Source organism: Spirosoma jeollabukense (assembly GCF_054777855.1).
Window position 1 is genome coordinate 17067 of the sequence record NZ_BAAHAD010000001.1, and the last position, 16585, is coordinate 33651.

The following is a 16585-nucleotide window of genomic DNA, read 5'->3' on the forward strand; positions in this document are numbered from 1 at the left end:
AGAAACCGTTGTGAGTACTGTCCCACTCTGTTTGATAACCTCATGTCGTTAGGGTAACGTAGTCACATCAACGAAAGAGTCACTGTACAAACGATGACGAGTTGGTTTAAAATCAGTGTCATGAGCTTTATAAATGTTTTCGATGAACGTCTGCGGGTTTCGATCGATTAGCGGGAACCAACTGCTTTGCACCTGAATCATGACCCGATGCCCTTTTTTAAAGGTGTGCAGTACGTCTTGAAGTGGGAACGCCACCTCCGTAATCTGATCCGGAGTGAAGGGCTCCGGCTTCTCAAAACTATTACGAAACCGCCCGCGTATCACATCGCCCCTAACCAATTGCTGGTAATTGGCCAACTTGGTTTTAGGATTGGGCAGATATGGGTGATTCGGTTCGTCGGGTGGATACACATCAATCAGTTTCACGACCCAGTCGGCATCAGTGCCCGTCGTGCTAACGTTCAGTCGGATCTTTATTTCTCCGCTTACTGTCAGATTTTCCGGGAGAACGTCCGTTTGAAAGGTGAGAACATCGGGTCGTTCACTGGCATACCGTTGATCGGCCGACATGTAGCTGGCCAGAGCGCTGAAATCAGGTTCGGCGGTAAGGCTCGCTTCGCTATAAGGGACAGGATTCGCCGGATCGCTGGTATATTCCCGAAAGCTCACGGGTTTACCGGGTTGCGCGCTTAGCGGGCCAGTGGAAGTCAAATACCAACGCAGTCGACGGCTGGTGGATGCGGGCCATTCGGAAAAGGTTCGCCAGGCCTTCAATCCGGTATCGAACAGGCAGACGTTAGGTAGTCCGGTATTGCCATCACCAGGTCCTTTCAGATAATGGTGAAAGAAAGGGGCTTCAATCGTTCGTTGATAATAGGTCGCCAAACTGTCGCCAAAATACAGATCGTTATGCAGGGTACGACCGGTCTCTTCCGACCAGCCCCGATGGCCAAAGGGTCCCATCACCAGCATTGGCCGCGATTCCGGACTTTTTTGAGCCAGCGTTTTGTAGGTACTCAGTGGCCCGTACAGGTCTTCGGCATCGAACCAGCCCCCAACAACCAGCATGGCGGGCCGAATATTCCGTAGATGAGGCAGTATGTTGCGCTCCTGCCAGAAACGATCGTAGTTGGGATGGTCTACCGTTTGTTGCCAGAACACATTTTGGGCTAGATACCGCTTCGCATTGGGCAAAGGCCCTAACTGCTGATGCCACCTAAACTCGTTCTGTCCTCCCGTTTGTATCCAGTCCTTAAGGAACCAGGGTTCGGTGGCTGGACTAGCTGGACCGTTACCGAATAGTGGATAAGCCAGTAACGCTACCTGCGTGAAGGCTCCGTTGTGATGAATATCTTCCCGGAAAAAGTCGGCGATAGGTGCCTGGGGTGACGTGGCTTTCAGGGCAGGATGCGCATTGATGGAACTCGCCAGCGCGTAAAACCCGGCGTAGCTCATACCCCACAAACCTACCCGGCCGTTGTGGTAGCGTACATGCCGGAGTAGCCAGTCAATGGTGTCGTACGTATCGGTGCTTTCGTCAATGGCTCGGGAGGAGGATCGTTTTGTCTGGCCGCTGACAACCGGCGTCATGTTGGTCCAATGGCCTTCGGAAGCCCATCTGCCCCGTACATCCTGATAGACGAAAATATAGCCATCGGCCTGTATTGTGGGGGAAGGCCCCAGGGTGGCTTTATACTGCTGGGGGCCATAGGGCATGGAGCCAAAACAGGTCCGTTGCATCAGAAGTGGATGGGTGTTTTCTAGCGATGCACGTCGGGGCACATAAACAGCGGTATAGAGTTTAACGCCATCGCGCATAGGTATGTGGTACTCATATTTTTGGTACTGCTCACGCACCGAGCTTGCCTGGCATACAACGACAACCAGAACGAATGATAGAAACGGGGTAAAAACGGCGGTTCTCCAAACCGCGCACCAAGGTAGGTATTTCATGTCCTTAACTGCTGATGAATAAGCTGTCCAATCGTTTGCAGCCCCCAGGCCACACGCTCGTCAAACGGTAGACCGTAGCTGAGCCGCATACAGCTCCCATACTGCGGCTGAAGACTAAATAAACGGCCCGGCATGATACTGATTTTATGCGGGGCCAGCTGGTCGGCAAGCGCCAGGGTATCTACCCGGGCATCGGTTTCCACCCATAAGGTAAAGCCACCCTGGGGCTCGCTGATACGGGTGCCCGGAGGGAAGTGGGTTCGAATCGTCTGCTGATAGCGTTGGCAGTTGCTTTTCAGCCGTTGCCGTAGTCGGCGCAGATGCAATTCGTAGCGGTCGTTGGCCAGAAAATTAGCCACTGCCTGTTGGGTGATACCCGGAGAGAATCCGGCCTGATAGCGCTTCACCCGAAGCAACGCATCATAATAACGCCCCGGTGCTACCCAGCCCACCCGGTAGCCGGGTGCCAGCGTTTTACTAACGGAGCCGCACCATAAGACGAGTCCCTGACGGTCGAAGGCTTTACAGGGAAGTGGACGATCGGGTCCAAAATGAAGATCGCCATAGAGATCATCTTCAATGAGGGGTACCTGATACGTTTCCATCAGTCGCACCAGCCGTTGTTTGTGGGCATCGGGCATACAGCAGCCCAGGGGATTGCTGAAGTTCGGCACCAGCAAGCAGGCCTGTACCTGTCCAGCCCGCAAATGACCGTCCAGTACGTCCAGATCAATGCCCGTTAAGGCATCTGTTGGTAATTCGAGTACCTTCAGGCCCAGCGAGAGAATCGTTTGAAGGATGCCAAAATAGATCGGGCTTTCTACCGCAACGGTATCGCCCGGCTGTGTAATGGCTTTCAGGCATAAGGTGAGTGCGGCTGTGCACCCCTCCGTCGTAATGATCTCCTCGTCGGTTAGCTGACTGCCCCAGAACAAAGCGTACCGGGCAATCTGCCGACGTAAAGCTGCGTTGCCCGTAATCAATTCGTACTCGATTCCGCCATTGGGTAGTTCGCGCTGGGCTTGTTGAAGGGCCTTCGTTAGCTTACTGACCGGCAACAGGGAAGGAGCAGGTACACTCATTGAGAAAGGAAGCCAGCCGGGCTGTCGCTGCTGGTGCATCAGCCTCAACAGAACCGACTCCTGATCCGACTGAAGAGGCTGATTGATCATAGCCTGGGGTGCCGATCGGCGAGGTACGTTACCCAGCCGCTCGATCAGGGTACGGACGTAGTAACCCGACTGAGGACGGGCTTCGACCAGCCCTTCGGCTTCCAGACAATAATAGGCTTGCTGCACGGTATTGATGCTAACACCAAGCTCCTGGCTGAGTATACGAACCGAAGGAAGCTTATCTCCCTCCGTAAGCATACCTCCTCGCAACTTATCGCCTAACTGACGGGCAATCTGCTGATATCTTGGGGTTGATACACGCATAGACTGGATGGCGGGCTACGGATTGTCGTTCACCGGACAAATGTAATCGTCCTGTCTGTACGTCTTACCATACAGATTTTGCCAAAGTGGACCGTACAGTTTGGCTGACCTCATCAGAATGAACTGTATGATTCCGCCCTCACAAAAGTGTGTCTGTTTTCGTACAACCCAGATGCGTTTTTTTGCGTTATGAAACCTAACCTTAACTACCCTATCGCATGCAAGATACTTATCTAAGTAGTGTGATCACTCAATTTGAATACTACAAATGGCTAGGCGAAAAAACACTGGCTCAACTTCCCGACGAAGCACTTTTCTGGCAGTACAACGCAGAAAGCAACAGCATAGCCACGCTGGTAAAGCACCTTTGGGGCAACATGCTAAGTCGCTGGACGGATTTCCTTACGACCGATGGAGAGAAAGAATGGCGCGATAGAGAGGGGGAGTTTGCCAACGACATTCAGTCCCGGGATGAACTGCTTCAAAAATGGAACGAAGGCTGGCACGTACTTCTAGAAACGCTCAAATCGCTTCGAGAAGATGATTTAAGCCGGACGGTTTACATCCGAAATCAGGGACATTCGGTCATCGAAGCTATCAATCGGCAGGTAGCTCACTACCCGTATCACATCGGCCAACTGGTTTTTCTGGGCAAAATGCTGGCTCAAAACTGGACATCGCTCTCGATACCCAAAGGAGAATCCAGTCAGTACAATGCCGAAAAATTCGCTCAACCCAAGCATAAAGAGCATTTCACCGATGCGTATCTGAAACCTGCTCAATCGGTTGACAACGGGTCAAAAACAAATCAATCGGTATGAGCCAGGAAAAAGCCCATCAATTTGCCGAGGAATGGATTCATGCGTTTAATGCCCATGATCTTTCCGCTATTCTAGATCACTATGCCGATGAGCTGGCCTTTTATTCGCCTTTTATTCCGCTATTAAACGTCAATGAGTCCGGTTGTATTACCAGCAAAGGTGAGCTGGAACGCTATTTTCAGCTTGGTTTAGCAACTTATCCCAACCTGCATTTTACCCTGCATAACGTTTTTGTGGGTATTAACACGCTGGCTATTTATTACACGTCCGTGAATGGTCGACTGGCTTGCGAAGTATTTCAATTGAATGAGCAAGGTAAAGCCGTGACGGTATTTTGTCAGTATGCTCTGGCTAACTCTCTTTCAGAAAAAGCGTAGCCCGTTGACACTACCTTCTCGAAAGTCCCTCTCATGAGCCATAACGAATGATTAGTTTACGCCATCAAAGCGTTAGCCTATCGTTTCACCAAAGCTACTCAGGGTTCAACCGATACGGTTGCGAATTATAAAATTACCCTCCATCCGGGTTCCTCCATAACAACCGGGCCATAAACGGAATCGGAATAGTGCATAAAAACTAGGCAAGAGACATGTGCCCTGAAATTAGGTAAAGATAAAACTAGGCCCTTTAGGCGTTCACTGACCAATGGATACGGACGTCTGGTTGAGTAACTTATCGGACGGCGCTGCTTGTTCGTGGCGATACGTTAAAATGTGTCAGTTTCCCCCACTTTTGTTGTAGTCCAGATCCCCACCCCGGCCCCAACTTTGCCGCATCCTTTTAAACACAAAAAAAAGGTTGCCGGGTGGTGGGCCTTGTAAGCACCGACCAGAAAGCAGCCCTGATCAAGGATACGTTCGGGTTTGATGAGGCCATCAACTACCGCACCACGGCGGATTTACCAGCGGCCCTTGCCGCGGTATGCCCTAACGGCATTGATATCTATTTTGATAACGTAGGAGGCCCCATCTCGGACGCTGTCTTGGCTAATCTTAACCCGTATGGCCGGGTAGCCGTGTGCGGGACGATCGCCAACTACAATGATACCGAGCCAGCGCTGAGTCCTAGTATCCTGCCTCTGGTCGTCTACAAATTTCTAACCATCCGAGGCTTCCTGATTGCCGATTTTGCCGGTCGGTTTTCAGAGGGCCTGGCCCAGCTGGCTGCGTGGCTTAACCAGGGCAAGCTGACGTACGCCGAGACCATCGTAGAGGGTTTTGAGCGGCTACCGGAGGCCTTTATTGGCGCTAGAAAGTTCGCCGGACCGCCGTTGCGGAAACCATGCTTCCGATTGCCTTTATTTCTATTCTTCTCAACAGGGTCGCTAAGTAAACTACCAAAACAAACGCTTAGAGCGAATACGTAAAGTTGATCCCTTTTCCTCCGTTAGGCATAAATTCGGTACGCCAAGACAAGCGACTCGACTTTCGGGCTGCTTTGTGCAATTGGGGAACCAGGATTCCACAGGCCGCTCCAACTACGAATCCTGTGAGCACGTCGGTCCGAAAATGTTTGCCAGCATGCATTCGATTGACGCCAACCAGAATCGGCGGTACGGCGGCCACCGTGAAAACGGCGATCCGTTTCCAGCCGCGTATGTGGTAATAATCTGTTAATACCTTGGCCCCAAAAAACGTAGCCGTCGTACTAAACGATACGTGGCCGCTGTAAAACGAATTACTTTTCGCTTGTCCCGTCTTTTCTTCAAGAGGTAGTCCCGAATTGTAGGTCAGCGGCCGGGCCCGGCGAATGGGAAAAGCGGCTCCAAAATAAATCAAGTTATTCAGTGTATGCGCCGTTGTATACAGAGTCAATAGATCAAGGGCATCCTGACGCATCTCTTTACCAAGCAGTAGCAACAGAGGACTGGCTATGGAAATGTTCAGAAACAGATCAGACCGCTTTTGAGCCGAGGGGAACCGGGCCGGATCGTAGAAGGCAACAGGCCGATCAAACGCGTTAATTCGAGCTGGATCAAGGTTTAGTACCTGCTCAGCGGTCAGCGAAGCCGTACGATCAAGCTGGCGAAACCCCACTGTTGACAGGGCTAGAGCACCCACGGAAAGGGGCAGTTTAACTTTCCAGTTGACCCGGTAACCAGCGAACGTAGTGGTATCCGTCTGGGCCCAGGAAACCGCAACATGCAGCGAAAGAATAAGCGTCGTTACGTATCGTTTCATAAATCGGGGTGACTAGTTTAAGTAATACGTTAGCTTTTGGCCTTAGACAACCAGCTATAAATGGCTTCCTGTGCAATGAGAGGAGCTTGGTGGTTTATAACGGGTTTCATGGTTAGATCACTAGCAATAAATCGGGCCTGCTGGTTGTCGGCTACCTGTAACGCTAATAAGACTTACGCAAAAGTGGTAAATTGAATTAAAATAGCGTGAAGGTTACCCCACAACTTTACGGCCAGTTTCTGCTCAGTAGCCAGATTAATTATACGGCAACCTACTTGGCTGATCACCCAGCCCCCTGCACAGTGGTACGTGGAGCGCATGGAAGAGGAAAGCAAAAGGCCTATTCATTAGTTGCCTAACCCAAGCTTAGAATGACCCCAAGGCTATCCAGTTCGTGGGGAACGCCCTATTCGTTAAGAAAACCTCCGAATAAATCCAGGACAACACACTACAGAACTCTCTATGCAGGCTTTCTTAAATGAAGGCTCAAACTGGACATTTAGTAAGCATTTAGAGTGCACTAGCCCTACTGGATCTTAAAGCGTCAACACGTAAATCCAGGGTAAAAATAAGCTGTATCACAGCTTCCCTCCTGCCCTTTTCCCACAAAATCCTGTGCTTGAACGGTACATCGCTGTTTCGGTCTTTTCAACGATATATCGTCGTTTTCTTACTATACAAAAAAGCTATAACATATTGATATACAGAAAATTACAAAGTTGGCATACGTTTTGAAACTCCCTCGACAGACGTTCGTGGGTAGCTAGAGATAGTCTATTGACAACGGATCTGGTGATTGGCTAAACATCGGGTGTTTCTCCTAACCCGAATAGAGTGGCCATAACTATAGTGGCTTTTTATTGACGCGTTTTTCTTTTTGTCACTTAATCACAAACTGAAATGCTACCTCAGGAAGTCGATAGCCCGGTTGTTCAGTTGACGACCTATTCAGTTAAACCAGACTATCAAAATCATATGCGACAGGCGCTGAGCACCTATGTACGCCAGGCGCTGAAGACTGAAGGCAATGTGATGGCGGAAGCCTACAGCGAAATCGACAACCCCGCTATACTGTGGTTGATCGAGCGGTGGGAACATCAGCAGGCACTGGCTGTGCTGCAAGCAGGCAATCAGGCCAACGATATTGACCAGCTCGCAAAAGAAGGGCTGACCGAACCTGCCGAAAAGCTCTCGGTGACGGATCTGGAACCCCTCTCCAGGCAGGACTGGCTGAAGCGACCTAACCCCGACGATGACCCGATGACGGTGATGCTATTCGTCGACGCCAAGCCAGGAACGCAGGATGAGTTCAGGAAACGATACCATGCTGCCATGCCTGCAATCCGCAGTGAAGCGGGCGTGATTACTTACCAGCTTACCCAACTGGATGGAGCCGAAACCAGGTTTCTCACCTACGAGAAATTCCGCAATGCGGAGGCTCTTCAGACTCACCTAAAGTTTCCACCGGTCGGGCCAATTCTTGATTTTCTCCATACATCCATCACGAACCCGCCCTTCGAGAAGGGGCTGCACAAGTTAACATTGTTCGCTCCTATGAGCCGGGAGTAGCGTCCCAATTTATCAGGTCTGTATCCATTTTAAAATCAATTACTATATGCTTACTCAACAAAATAACACCCATGAACTGGAGGTGCTGCAACAACTGAGCAGCGCCCCCGCAGTGCCGGCCATGCCCGTTGCCCATCTGCTCACCGCTCCCGGAAACGAAGGGCTACGTCAGTTTTTCTTCGACCCAATCGATGATGATCAGCAGTTGGCTGGTCAGAAAATCGCCGTCATTGCCGCCGATGGCTTCGAAGAGATTGAACTGCTCGGACCCGTATGGTACTTCCGTGCTCTAGGTGCCCAGGTCGACGTCGTATCCCTGAAGGCGAACCCAGCCCCTGCCCGTTTTGGGCTAACTATGCCGGAAATGGCCAAGGATCACATCATGGCTATTCAGTATTTGCAACCGGTGGGCTGGGTTAAAGTGGATCGGCGGGTCGATGAAATCCAGGTAGATGACTACGACGCTATATTCATTCCCGGCGGGGCCTGGAACCCGGATAACCTGCGCCTTGACAAGGATGTCATTGCCTTTATTCAGGCTTTCAACCAGTCAGGCAAACTGGTGGCGGCCATCTGCCATGCGCCGGTCGTGCTGGCTACGGCCGACATCCTGAAAGGCAGGAAGCTGACAGGCTACTGGAACATTCACACCGATATGATCAACGCGGGCGGGCAGGTAGTGGACCAGTCCGTGGTGATTGACGGAAACCTGATCACGAGCCGCCACCCCATCGATGTAGCTGATTTCTCCCGGGCCGTCGCCGAGTGGCTAACGGAAAACAAGAACGCAAAGTGATACTGGCCCCTTCACTCCTCCTGTGATGGAGTGAGGGCCTTTCTGTTTCTTTCTTATTATTTCATCCATGTTCCTACCGCTATGGCATCTGAATGGTCCCCGGGCAACAGCTCACGGCGCACTTTTCTTAAACACACCACCGGTTTGGTTGGACTGACGCTGGCACCCATGAATCAAGCAGATTACATAGCACCCAGTTCGTCGGTAGTGCAAGGCGCTACGGACCTGACTTTACGCATTAATGGACGAGTATACCAGCTTCGGGCAGAGCCGCGTACGACGTTGCTCGATGCACTGCGCGAATACCTGCACCTGACCGGCACCAAAAAAGGCTGTGATCATGGCCAGTGCGGGGCTTGTACCGTCCACGTTAATGGCGAACGCATCACCTCTTGCCTCACGCTGGCGATCATGCAGCAGGGTAAAGACATCACCACCATCGAAGGTCTGGCAAAAGGTGAGGACAGTGCGACGGCCCGGCTACATCCTGTGCAGGAAGCTTTCCTCAAGCACGATGGCTTTCAGTGCGGGTACTGTACACCCGGGCAGATTATGAGCGCAGTAGCCTGTATACGGGAAGGCCATGCTACGTCCGATCACCAGTGTCGGGAGTGGATGAGCGGGAATATCTGCCGTTGCGGAGCGTATGCCAATATCCTGGCTGCCATACGGGAAGTAGTCTCTGTTCAATAAGGCATGGCACTTAACTCCATCCAGTCGTCCCGGACCATTTCGGGTAAGTGCCCCGTATTCTCTTTGAGTTCGTTACGTGTCATCTTTAACGATAGCTACCCATGAATGATTTTCAGTATGCGAAAGCGGGTACGGCTAGAGACGCTACGGCCCTGATAAACGGTCAGCCACAGGCCGTGTATCTGGCCGGGGCGACTACGCTGCTCGATTTGATGAAGGCCAATCTGGCCAGCCCTCCGCTGTTGATCGATATCAATAGCCTGCCCTTTACGGGGGTGGAGCAAACCCAGGACGGGCTGCGCATAGGGGCCATGGAGCGGATGAATGCCGTAGGCGAAAACCCGCTTGTCGTCAGCCAGTTTCCGGCCGTATCGCAGTCATTGCTACTAGCGGCTTCTGCACAACTGCGCAACATGGCCAGCATCGGCGGCAATTTGCTGCAACGTACCCGCTGCGGGTACTTCCGCGACCCGGCTTTTCCCTGTAATAAACGCCAACCTGGCACCGGCTGCCCTGCCCTTACCGGCGACAACCACAATATGGCCATTCTAGGCACCAGTGAAAGCTGTATTACGACCAGCTACCCCGGCGATCTGGCCGTGGCGCTGCTGGCCTTCGATGCCGTGCTGATTCTGCAAAATCAAAAAGGCCAGCAGCGCCGTGTGCCCATCAACGAGTTCTACCTGCTTCCCGGCGATACACCGCATCGTGAACATGTACTGGAAGCAGGAGAACTAATTATCGCCGTTGTCATTCCGGTGGCCAACCACGCCCAGCATTCGACCTACCTGAAAGTACGCGAGCGGACCAGCTATGCCTACGCTCTGGCGTCGGCTGCCGTGGGGCTCGATGTACAGGATGGCACCATTCGCTCGGCTCGTGTAGCCCTGGGAGGAGTAGGTGCTCAGCCCTGGCGAAGCCCCGCAGCCGAGCAGGTGCTAACGGGAGCCCCCGCCAGCCTGGCTACCTTTCAGGCCGCTGCTGCGGCCGCACTCCGGACAGCCAAACCGCGCAGCGAAAATGCCTTTAAAGTAGACCTAGCACAAAATACGCTGGTCCGTGCGCTCCAAACAGTGGCAAACGCCTAGACGGGTCTTGCCCCGTGTCAGCTACTTACTTTTTACTTCTTACGTATTATGGATCTTACTGAAAACCCCACTTTCGCTAATCAGCGGTCTTCATCAGACATTGTGGGAAAACCTATGGTTCGTATCGATGGACGGGCCAAAGTAATGGGAGCGGCCACCTACTCGGCTGAATACAACCAGCTACCGGGCTTAGTCCATGCTGTGTTCAAAACCAGCGACGTCGCCAAGGGGCGCATTACCGGTTTCGACGACAGCGAGGCCAAACGGCTTCCGGGTGTACTGGGTATATTGACGCACCTGAATATGCCACCGCTGTCGCAGACACCTGCCACGCCCGAAGGAAAAAAGAAGATTGCACTGGCTATGCAGATGAGCTTTACACCCATGCTGTCCGACCAGATTTTTTACGCCGGACAGCCAGTAGCCATTGTCATTGCCGATACGCTGGAGCATGCCCAGCACGCGGCCGCGCTGCTCAAGGTGTCCATTGTGGCTGAGCAGCTGGTGGCCTCCTATCGGGATACTAGGGCCGAGCTATTTGCCCCCAAGGAAGGCCCGGCTGCTCAGGTACCGGCCAAGCGTGGGGATGCTCAGTCAGCCTTTGCCAAGGCCCCGGTCCAGTTGACACTTACCTGCCAGCACGTCACCAACCACCACAACCCCATGGAACCGGGCGCTACGATTGCCCACTGGGAAGCCGCTGACCGCGTAACTGTGTACGACACTACACAGGCCATAGCCTCAACGCACAAGGCGCTGTACGTGATGCTGGGTCTGCCCCCCGACAATGTACGGGTGGTCAACAAGTATCTCGGCGGGGGATTTGGATGCAAACTCACAATGTGGCCACATACCGTATTGACAGTACAGGCCGCTAAATTCGTGGGCCGACCCGTGAAGCTGGTGCTGACGCGTCCGCAGATGTTTACCAGCATGGGCCACCGCGAAGATCAGGAGCAGACGCTGCGCGTGGGCGCGACCAAAGAGGGTAAGTTGCTGGCCCTGTTGCACGAAAAAACGTCAACGACCTCGCCCTGGGACAACTACGCCGAAATGAACAGCAAAATCGTGGACATGCTCTACGCCTGTCCAACGTTTGAAGCCTCGGTGAAGCTGGCCAGGGCCAACGTTATGACGTCTACCTACATGCGCGGTCCCGGCGAGGCCCCCGGCTCATTTGCTATGGAGTGCGCCATGGATGATCTGGCTTATCAGGTGGGGCTGGACCCCATTGCCATCCGCCTGCTGAACCACGCCGACAAAGATCCTGGTACCGGCAAACCCTGGAGCAGCAAAAGCCTGAAGCAGTGCTACGAACGGGGTGCCGAACTGTTCGGCTGGAGCAAGCGAAACCCGAAAAACGGCGCTACCCGCCAGGGAAATAGCCTGGTGGGCTGGGGCATGGCTTCCGGCTCGTACCCAGTACACGACGCTCAGGGCAACGCCCGCGTACGGCTGTTTGCCGACGGACACGCCCTGGTACAGGCCGGTGCCACTGACCTGGGCACCGGGACCTACACCATTATCACCCAGGTAGCGGCCGACTCACTCGGTATCCCTCCCGAAAAGGTGCATTTCGAATTGGGCGATAGCGCCTTGCCCACTACGGCCATGTCGGGTGGGTCGCGGGCTGCGGGTACGGTATCATCCTCGGTATTCCTGGCCGCACAAGACGTTTGGCAGAAACTCATCAAAGTGGCTGTTACTGACCAGCATTCGCCCGTGTACAAAGCGAAGCCAGCCGATGTAGAGGCTGTGAAAGGCCGACTTCAACTGAAAACCGACGCGACAAAAGGAGAAGCTTTTACCACCCTGATGCAGCGCATTAGTCTGGACGATGTAGAGGGAGTCGCCACGGGTCATTACGGCAGCAGCTATGAGTCCCCCGAAGCTACGCTGAACACACCTGAAGCCAAAAAAGACGACGCGGGTGGCCACTCGATGCATTCCTTCAGTGCTCATTTTTGCGAGGTGCAGGTCGATACCGATCTGGGCACCGTGCACGTGACGCGCTGGGTGAGTGTCGTAGCTGCCGGGCGTATCCTCAACACCCGAACGGCACGCTCTCAAGTGATGGGAGGCAGTATTTTTGGTATTGGAGCAGCCCTGATGGAGGGCACCGTCTGTGACCCCCACCTGGCCCGCTACACCAACGCCAGTCTGGCGGATTACCATGTGTGCGTCAACGCGGACATTCCCGAGATGACCGTGGCATTCATTGACGAAGAGGACCGGTACGTCAACGCTATGGGCGTAAAAGGCCTGGGTGAAGTATCCATCGTTGGCACCAGCGCGGCCGTGAGCAACGCCATTTTTCACGCCATAGGTCATCGGCTAACCTCTCTGCCCATTACGCCGGATAAGGTGCTGAAAGCGTTGGGCAAAACGAAGTAAGTCCATACGGTTTGCCGGTCATCTTTATCCGAACGGGTTTAACTCAATGCCAACAACGTTTTATGAATCAGCTTTCAACTGAGACGGTGCCTCGCCTAAGAGCCGCCGATCCGCCGGGTCCGCGCATACCTGCCCGAATAGAGTTGCTGACAGACCTGGCCTTCGTGGTTATTCTTGGGCACCTGGTCAGGCGCATACTCGCCGAACCCACCGTGGAAACGTTAGGGTACGTACTGTTACTGCTGGTGCCCGTTTGGTGGCTGTGGTACGGATTGATGTTTTATGCTAACCGATTCAGCGTGGACAACGACCCGATAGAGTTTCTATTCACAGCCGTGGAGTTGCTGGGATTATTAGTGATGGCGGCCGCCATAGAAACCGCCTTATTGAGCGACCAGACAACTTTACTTTTTATTGGCACCTACTCCGGATTACGGGTTGTACTACACCTTAAATACGTCCGTGCCCGGTATTATGTGCCGGTTGCGCGGCCTTTTATGGGTCACATTCAGATCGGTGTGTATCTGGCGTTGGCCTGCTGGGTGGGGGCGGGTCTGGTACATACGCCCACCAGTTATTATTTGTGGGGACTGGCGCTGGTCATTGAGCTACTTACTCCCCTGGTGGCGGGCGGATTACGTCTGCAAAGGCGTTTCCCACCGGATGCCCGCCACCTGCCGGGCCGGGTGGCCACCTTTACAACCCTGATGCTGGCGCAGATAGCATCTGGTATCGTGCTGGAGCTGCATGAGGCAGGTATCCGGTGGGATAGCGTTGGCCGAACGCTGCTGGCGGGCATAACTCTGCTGGGCCTCTGGGCTTCCTACTTCGACTATGTTTACTACACCCCGGTACGGGCCCTGAGTGAACAGCAACGCACGGGGCCGTTCTGGACCTGGATCTATCTTCATCTGCCCCTCACGCTGCTTATGCTATTGAGTGGGGTTGGTCTGGCACTAGCGGTAAACCCAACCCCCGGCTTGACCCTCACAAACGGGTTGATTGGGTGCGGAGTGGGTGGCAGCTATATAATCACCGGTCTTCTGGCTATGGTTAATCAGTGGGCCAGGGAGCAAATTCTGCCCGGTGCCAGACAGAAAATGATCATTCGGCTAACCGTGGGGATTGGTATAGTACTGGCGGCACCGTGGGTCTCTCCGTCGATCCTGTTGCTGCTTTGCGCGGCAACGAGCCTGCTACTCGTTCTCACAGACCAGTTAGGTGCCTTTGTCCCGGTCGATACCCCTCCGGCAGTGGCATCCAGTTTTGCCCGTAGCGCGTCAAATCAAGGGTTAGCATTCTCCATTGAGACAACGGCTCGTGACGATGACAAACCAGTTGCTACGTTGCCAGATCAGGGATAAGTTGAGGAGTAAGGCAGACTGAGCGGCCTGTTTTTCGAAGGTTTAATGGTTTGTTTCGCCGGGCACTTCCGGGTAGCCGGGTTCGTCCAGGAATTGTGCGGACACACTATCGCCCAGGTGCTTCCAGTCCTGTAGTATCCAGACCACCTTCTTGTCGGGGGTAATTTCAATTGCCTGCGGTATACGGGCATCACAAAAGCGCGTGAACATCACCGTATTGCCATTGGATAACCGTTCGCATGTCTGCGTCGCGGTTATTTTACCGGCATTGGGGGCCAACTTGTTGAGTTGGTCCTGAATGTCGGCAATGGAAGCCTGCCAGACAACCTCACCCGCCCGGTTTATCTCGACTGAAGTTGTTGCATTTTCCCGCTGGAAAAGGTAATTGCCATTCTTAAGCGGTACCCCGCCCCACATAGACCCTGGATCGTGCGTCCAGATCAGGTTAAAATTTTTGTCATATTCATAAAAGGTGTGGCTTCCTAGAGTGCCCGCCACGAAGGTACCCTTGTTCGTCATGCGGAAACGTCGGCACTGACCGTGCGGGCCTTTACCCAACTCCTTCAGCTCTTTTTCTATCTCGTATTTCCCGGTGATTTTGTTATATAATTTGACAATGGCCACATCGCTCTGATTCTGGAGAAAAAGCACTTTATCTACGCCAATTGGCTGGCAGGTGTGGATTTCGGTGCCTTTGGGACTGTCATAACGCCATACAATTTCCTTTCGGGGGGTTATTTCCTCGATGTACTTCATGTGCGCATGGAGGATGTTTCCGTTGGACAGCAGCCAGATTTCATCGTCTTCCCAATCGTTTTCGGTATCGTAGTGCCAGACTAGTTTCCCACCAACAACCAGACAGATGCGCCGGTGATTTTCGCCGATATAGATGAAGTTGTGTCGGTCTAGTTGGCCCCCAATCAGGTCTGGCACGACGGCGGTATCCGCACAGGTTGGCGTGGGGGGCGCTTCGTGGGGACCCCGTTCCGGAATGCCGGGGTCAGTAAACAAGTGAAGTATATTACGCAACGGGTACTGGGATTTCATTTTAGCCTCGATGCGAAGCCCGTTACCAGCCGAAACGGTCCGTTTTATGGACATGAAATTGTTCCGGGAAAACGTCACCACCCTGTTATTGGGCGCGGCCCATTTTTTGGCCGGGATTTCGAGGGTAAAAACGCCTTGGGCATCGGAGCGAGTCGTGACCCCTCCAGCCGAAACACTGACTGAATCGATCAGCCTGCCATTTACCGCATCGGAAACCACACCCGCAATTACGGTTTTTTGGCTGCCTTTAGGCGTCTGCGCCAGGCTAGTGGTGGCGAGTGCCGGACCGATCAAAAAGGCAAGAAAAAATAACCAACTAATTCTGCTGGAATATTTATGCAGGAAAAGACAACCGGTATAATTCGTCATAAGTCGATCCAGTACGTGCGATGAGTGGCTAAATGGGACAGTATGACCAGGTGTCAACACGCTGACCGGCCTGATGTCATTATGTCAATGAAGCCGCAACGCCTTCTTTTCTAACCATTTTACAACCCGACGTGTCCTGCTTTTAGGTAAGCGGTCTAAGTGGATCGTCAGCAGACGCTTTCCTAGGTCGGGTTTTCGTTTTCGGTCTGATTTCTGGTAACCGATTTCTCAACCGTTGCCGGGGCACCCGTTGGCGTTTGAGTGGTGAGGAAGACATACGACAACTGCCCCAGCAGAAACAGGACCAGACTCACCGTTGTATTCAGGTACGATGCAGCCAGCGCCACGAAAAAGAACCCCACCTGAATAATCATTCTTTTTTTTATAATAACCACAATGCGATTATCGAGCTTTGGATCGATCAGGCGATGATTGTGTGTGGCATACCACCACTGGGCATAGAACGCCAGCAGAACGGCAATTAAATTACTGCCATAGACAAAAACGGAAAATTGACTCAACTTTTTTTCACTGAGCAGGGACGCCGAAAAAGGAATCAGGGCCACAAACAGGAGCAGGATTATATTGAGCCACAGATGCATACGGGTTGTATGCTTAATAAAATAAAATTGCGAGTGATGCCCCGTCCAATAAATACCCAGAATGAGGAAGCTAATAATATAGGGAAAAAGCTTATCGAGTATAGGCCGAAACTGTTCCCAAAACGCCTGTCCCTGACCGGCAGATTCCTTCACATCCAGCACCAGTAACGTCATGGCTATGCCAAACACGCCGTCGGTGAGTGCTTTGATCCGGTCGGTTTTAAACCCTTTTTTCTGATCGTCTGACTGGTCCATTAGCTTAACGCGGCTACA

General features: G+C 52.9%; 14 protein-coding genes. 9 read left to right on the forward strand and 5 right to left on the reverse strand.

Going from position 1 to position 16585, the window contains the following annotated elements; translation table 11 throughout:
• Nucleotides 1-48 precede the first annotated feature (48 nt).
• Nucleotides 49-1953, reverse strand: a complete 1905-nt coding sequence (locus ACYVEA_RS00070) for a CocE/NonD family hydrolase (RefSeq protein ID WP_461111248.1) — start codon at nucleotides 1951-1953, stop codon at nucleotides 49-51.
• On the reverse strand, nucleotides 1950-3389 hold the full coding sequence (locus ACYVEA_RS00075) for an aminotransferase-like domain-containing protein (protein ID WP_461111249.1): 1440 nt from the start codon (nucleotides 3387-3389) through the stop codon (nucleotides 1950-1952). Before ACYVEA_RS00075 ends, ACYVEA_RS00070 begins: the two co-directional genes overlap by 4 nt.
• Before the next feature lie 218 nt (nucleotides 3390-3607).
• Between ACYVEA_RS00075 and ACYVEA_RS00080 the strand changes: the two genes are divergently transcribed.
• From ACYVEA_RS00080 to ACYVEA_RS00090, 3 genes are all read left to right on the forward strand, one after another.
• Complete coding sequence (locus tag ACYVEA_RS00080; RefSeq protein WP_461111250.1) at nucleotides 3608-4210, forward strand: DUF1572 family protein; 603 nt, start codon at nucleotides 3608-3610, stop codon at nucleotides 4208-4210.
• A complete protein-coding gene (locus ACYVEA_RS00085; protein WP_461111251.1) occupies nucleotides 4207-4587 on the forward strand; it encodes a nuclear transport factor 2 family protein in 381 nt (126 codons plus the stop codon). The genes ACYVEA_RS00080 and ACYVEA_RS00085 overlap by 4 nt, the downstream gene beginning before the upstream one ends.
• A gap of 428 nt (nucleotides 4588-5015) precedes the next feature.
• On the forward strand, nucleotides 5016-5576 hold the full coding sequence (locus ACYVEA_RS00090; RefSeq protein ID WP_461111252.1) for a zinc-binding dehydrogenase: 561 nt from the start codon (nucleotides 5016-5018) through the stop codon (nucleotides 5574-5576).
• Here the strand turns inward: ACYVEA_RS00090 and ACYVEA_RS00095 are convergent.
• Nucleotides 5560-6390, reverse strand: coding sequence for a phosphatase PAP2 family protein (locus ACYVEA_RS00095; protein WP_461111253.1), 831 nt, complete (start codon nucleotides 6388-6390; stop codon nucleotides 5560-5562). The genes ACYVEA_RS00090 and ACYVEA_RS00095 overlap by 17 nt on opposite strands.
• Before the next feature lie 900 nt (nucleotides 6391-7290).
• On the opposite strand from ACYVEA_RS00095, the gene ACYVEA_RS00100 reads away from it, so the two are divergent.
• The 6 genes from ACYVEA_RS00100 to ACYVEA_RS00125 all read left to right on the forward strand — a co-directional run bounded on the left by ACYVEA_RS00100 (nucleotide 7291) and on the right by ACYVEA_RS00125 (nucleotide 14294).
• The gene (locus tag ACYVEA_RS00100; RefSeq protein ID WP_461111254.1) at nucleotides 7291-7959 is read left to right on the forward strand and encodes an antibiotic biosynthesis monooxygenase; all 669 of its coding nucleotides are present in this window, start codon (nucleotides 7291-7293) and stop codon (nucleotides 7957-7959) included.
• Between the two features lie 46 nt (nucleotides 7960-8005).
• Nucleotides 8006-8755 (forward strand): DJ-1/PfpI/YhbO family deglycase/protease, encoded by a 750-nt coding sequence (locus tag ACYVEA_RS00105; protein ID WP_461111255.1) that lies wholly within the window; start codon nucleotides 8006-8008, stop codon nucleotides 8753-8755.
• An 81-nt stretch (nucleotides 8756-8836) separates the two neighbouring features.
• Nucleotides 8837-9448 (forward strand): (2Fe-2S)-binding protein, encoded by a 612-nt coding sequence (locus ACYVEA_RS00110; RefSeq protein ID WP_461111256.1) that lies wholly within the window; start codon nucleotides 8837-8839, stop codon nucleotides 9446-9448.
• Between the two features lie 101 nt (nucleotides 9449-9549).
• A complete protein-coding gene (locus ACYVEA_RS00115) occupies nucleotides 9550-10536 on the forward strand; it encodes an FAD binding domain-containing protein (protein WP_461111257.1) in 987 nt (328 codons plus the stop codon).
• 48 nt (nucleotides 10537-10584) lie between these two features.
• Nucleotides 10585-12930 carry a xanthine dehydrogenase family protein molybdopterin-binding subunit gene (locus ACYVEA_RS00120; protein WP_461111258.1) on the forward strand — a complete coding sequence of 782 codons (2346 nt, stop codon included), beginning with the start codon at nucleotides 10585-10587 and terminating at the stop codon, nucleotides 12928-12930.
• A 62-nt stretch (nucleotides 12931-12992) separates the two neighbouring features.
• Nucleotides 12993-14294 (forward strand): low temperature requirement protein A, encoded by a 1302-nt coding sequence (locus ACYVEA_RS00125; protein ID WP_461111260.1) that lies wholly within the window; start codon nucleotides 12993-12995, stop codon nucleotides 14292-14294.
• A gap of 42 nt (nucleotides 14295-14336) precedes the next feature.
• Here ACYVEA_RS00125 and ACYVEA_RS00130 read toward each other — a convergent pair whose 3' ends face one another.
• Complete coding sequence (locus ACYVEA_RS00130; protein WP_461111261.1) at nucleotides 14337-15710, reverse strand: carboxypeptidase-like regulatory domain-containing protein; 1374 nt, start codon at nucleotides 15708-15710, stop codon at nucleotides 14337-14339.
• Between the two features lie 182 nt (nucleotides 15711-15892).
• Nucleotides 15893-16567, reverse strand: coding sequence for a TMEM175 family protein (locus tag ACYVEA_RS00135; protein WP_461111262.1), 675 nt, complete (start codon nucleotides 16565-16567; stop codon nucleotides 15893-15895).
• Nucleotides 16568-16585 lie beyond the last annotated feature (18 nt).

What these genes read in the sequence shown, in the direction of transcription:
- ACYVEA_RS00070 (WP_461111248.1), bottom strand. Translation starts at nt 1,953, where the DNA reads ATGAAATACCTACCTTGGTGCGCGGTTTGGAGAACCGCCGTTTTTACC.
- ACYVEA_RS00075 (WP_461111249.1), bottom strand. Translation starts at nt 3,389, where the DNA reads ATGCGTGTATCAACCCCAAGATATCAGCAGATTGCCCGTCAGTTAGGC.
- ACYVEA_RS00080 (WP_461111250.1), top strand. Translation starts at nt 3,608, where the DNA reads ATGCAAGATACTTATCTAAGTAGTGTGATCACTCAATTTGAATACTAC.
- ACYVEA_RS00085 (WP_461111251.1), top strand. Translation starts at nt 4,207, where the DNA reads ATGAGCCAGGAAAAAGCCCATCAATTTGCCGAGGAATGGATTCATGCG.
- ACYVEA_RS00095 (WP_461111253.1), bottom strand. Translation starts at nt 6,390, where the DNA reads ATGAAACGATACGTAACGACGCTTATTCTTTCGCTGCATGTTGCGGTT.
- ACYVEA_RS00100 (WP_461111254.1), top strand. Translation starts at nt 7,291, where the DNA reads ATGCTACCTCAGGAAGTCGATAGCCCGGTTGTTCAGTTGACGACCTAT.
- ACYVEA_RS00105 (WP_461111255.1), top strand. Translation starts at nt 8,006, where the DNA reads ATGCTTACTCAACAAAATAACACCCATGAACTGGAGGTGCTGCAACAA.
- ACYVEA_RS00110 (WP_461111256.1), top strand. Translation starts at nt 8,837, where the DNA reads ATGGCATCTGAATGGTCCCCGGGCAACAGCTCACGGCGCACTTTTCTT.
- ACYVEA_RS00115 (WP_461111257.1), top strand. Translation starts at nt 9,550, where the DNA reads ATGAATGATTTTCAGTATGCGAAAGCGGGTACGGCTAGAGACGCTACG.
- ACYVEA_RS00120 (WP_461111258.1), top strand. Translation starts at nt 10,585, where the DNA reads ATGGATCTTACTGAAAACCCCACTTTCGCTAATCAGCGGTCTTCATCA.
- ACYVEA_RS00125 (WP_461111260.1), top strand. Translation starts at nt 12,993, where the DNA reads ATGAATCAGCTTTCAACTGAGACGGTGCCTCGCCTAAGAGCCGCCGAT.
- ACYVEA_RS00130 (WP_461111261.1), bottom strand. Translation starts at nt 15,710, where the DNA reads ATGACGAATTATACCGGTTGTCTTTTCCTGCATAAATATTCCAGCAGA.
- ACYVEA_RS00135 (WP_461111262.1), bottom strand. Translation starts at nt 16,567, where the DNA reads ATGGACCAGTCAGACGATCAGAAAAAAGGGTTTAAAACCGACCGGATC.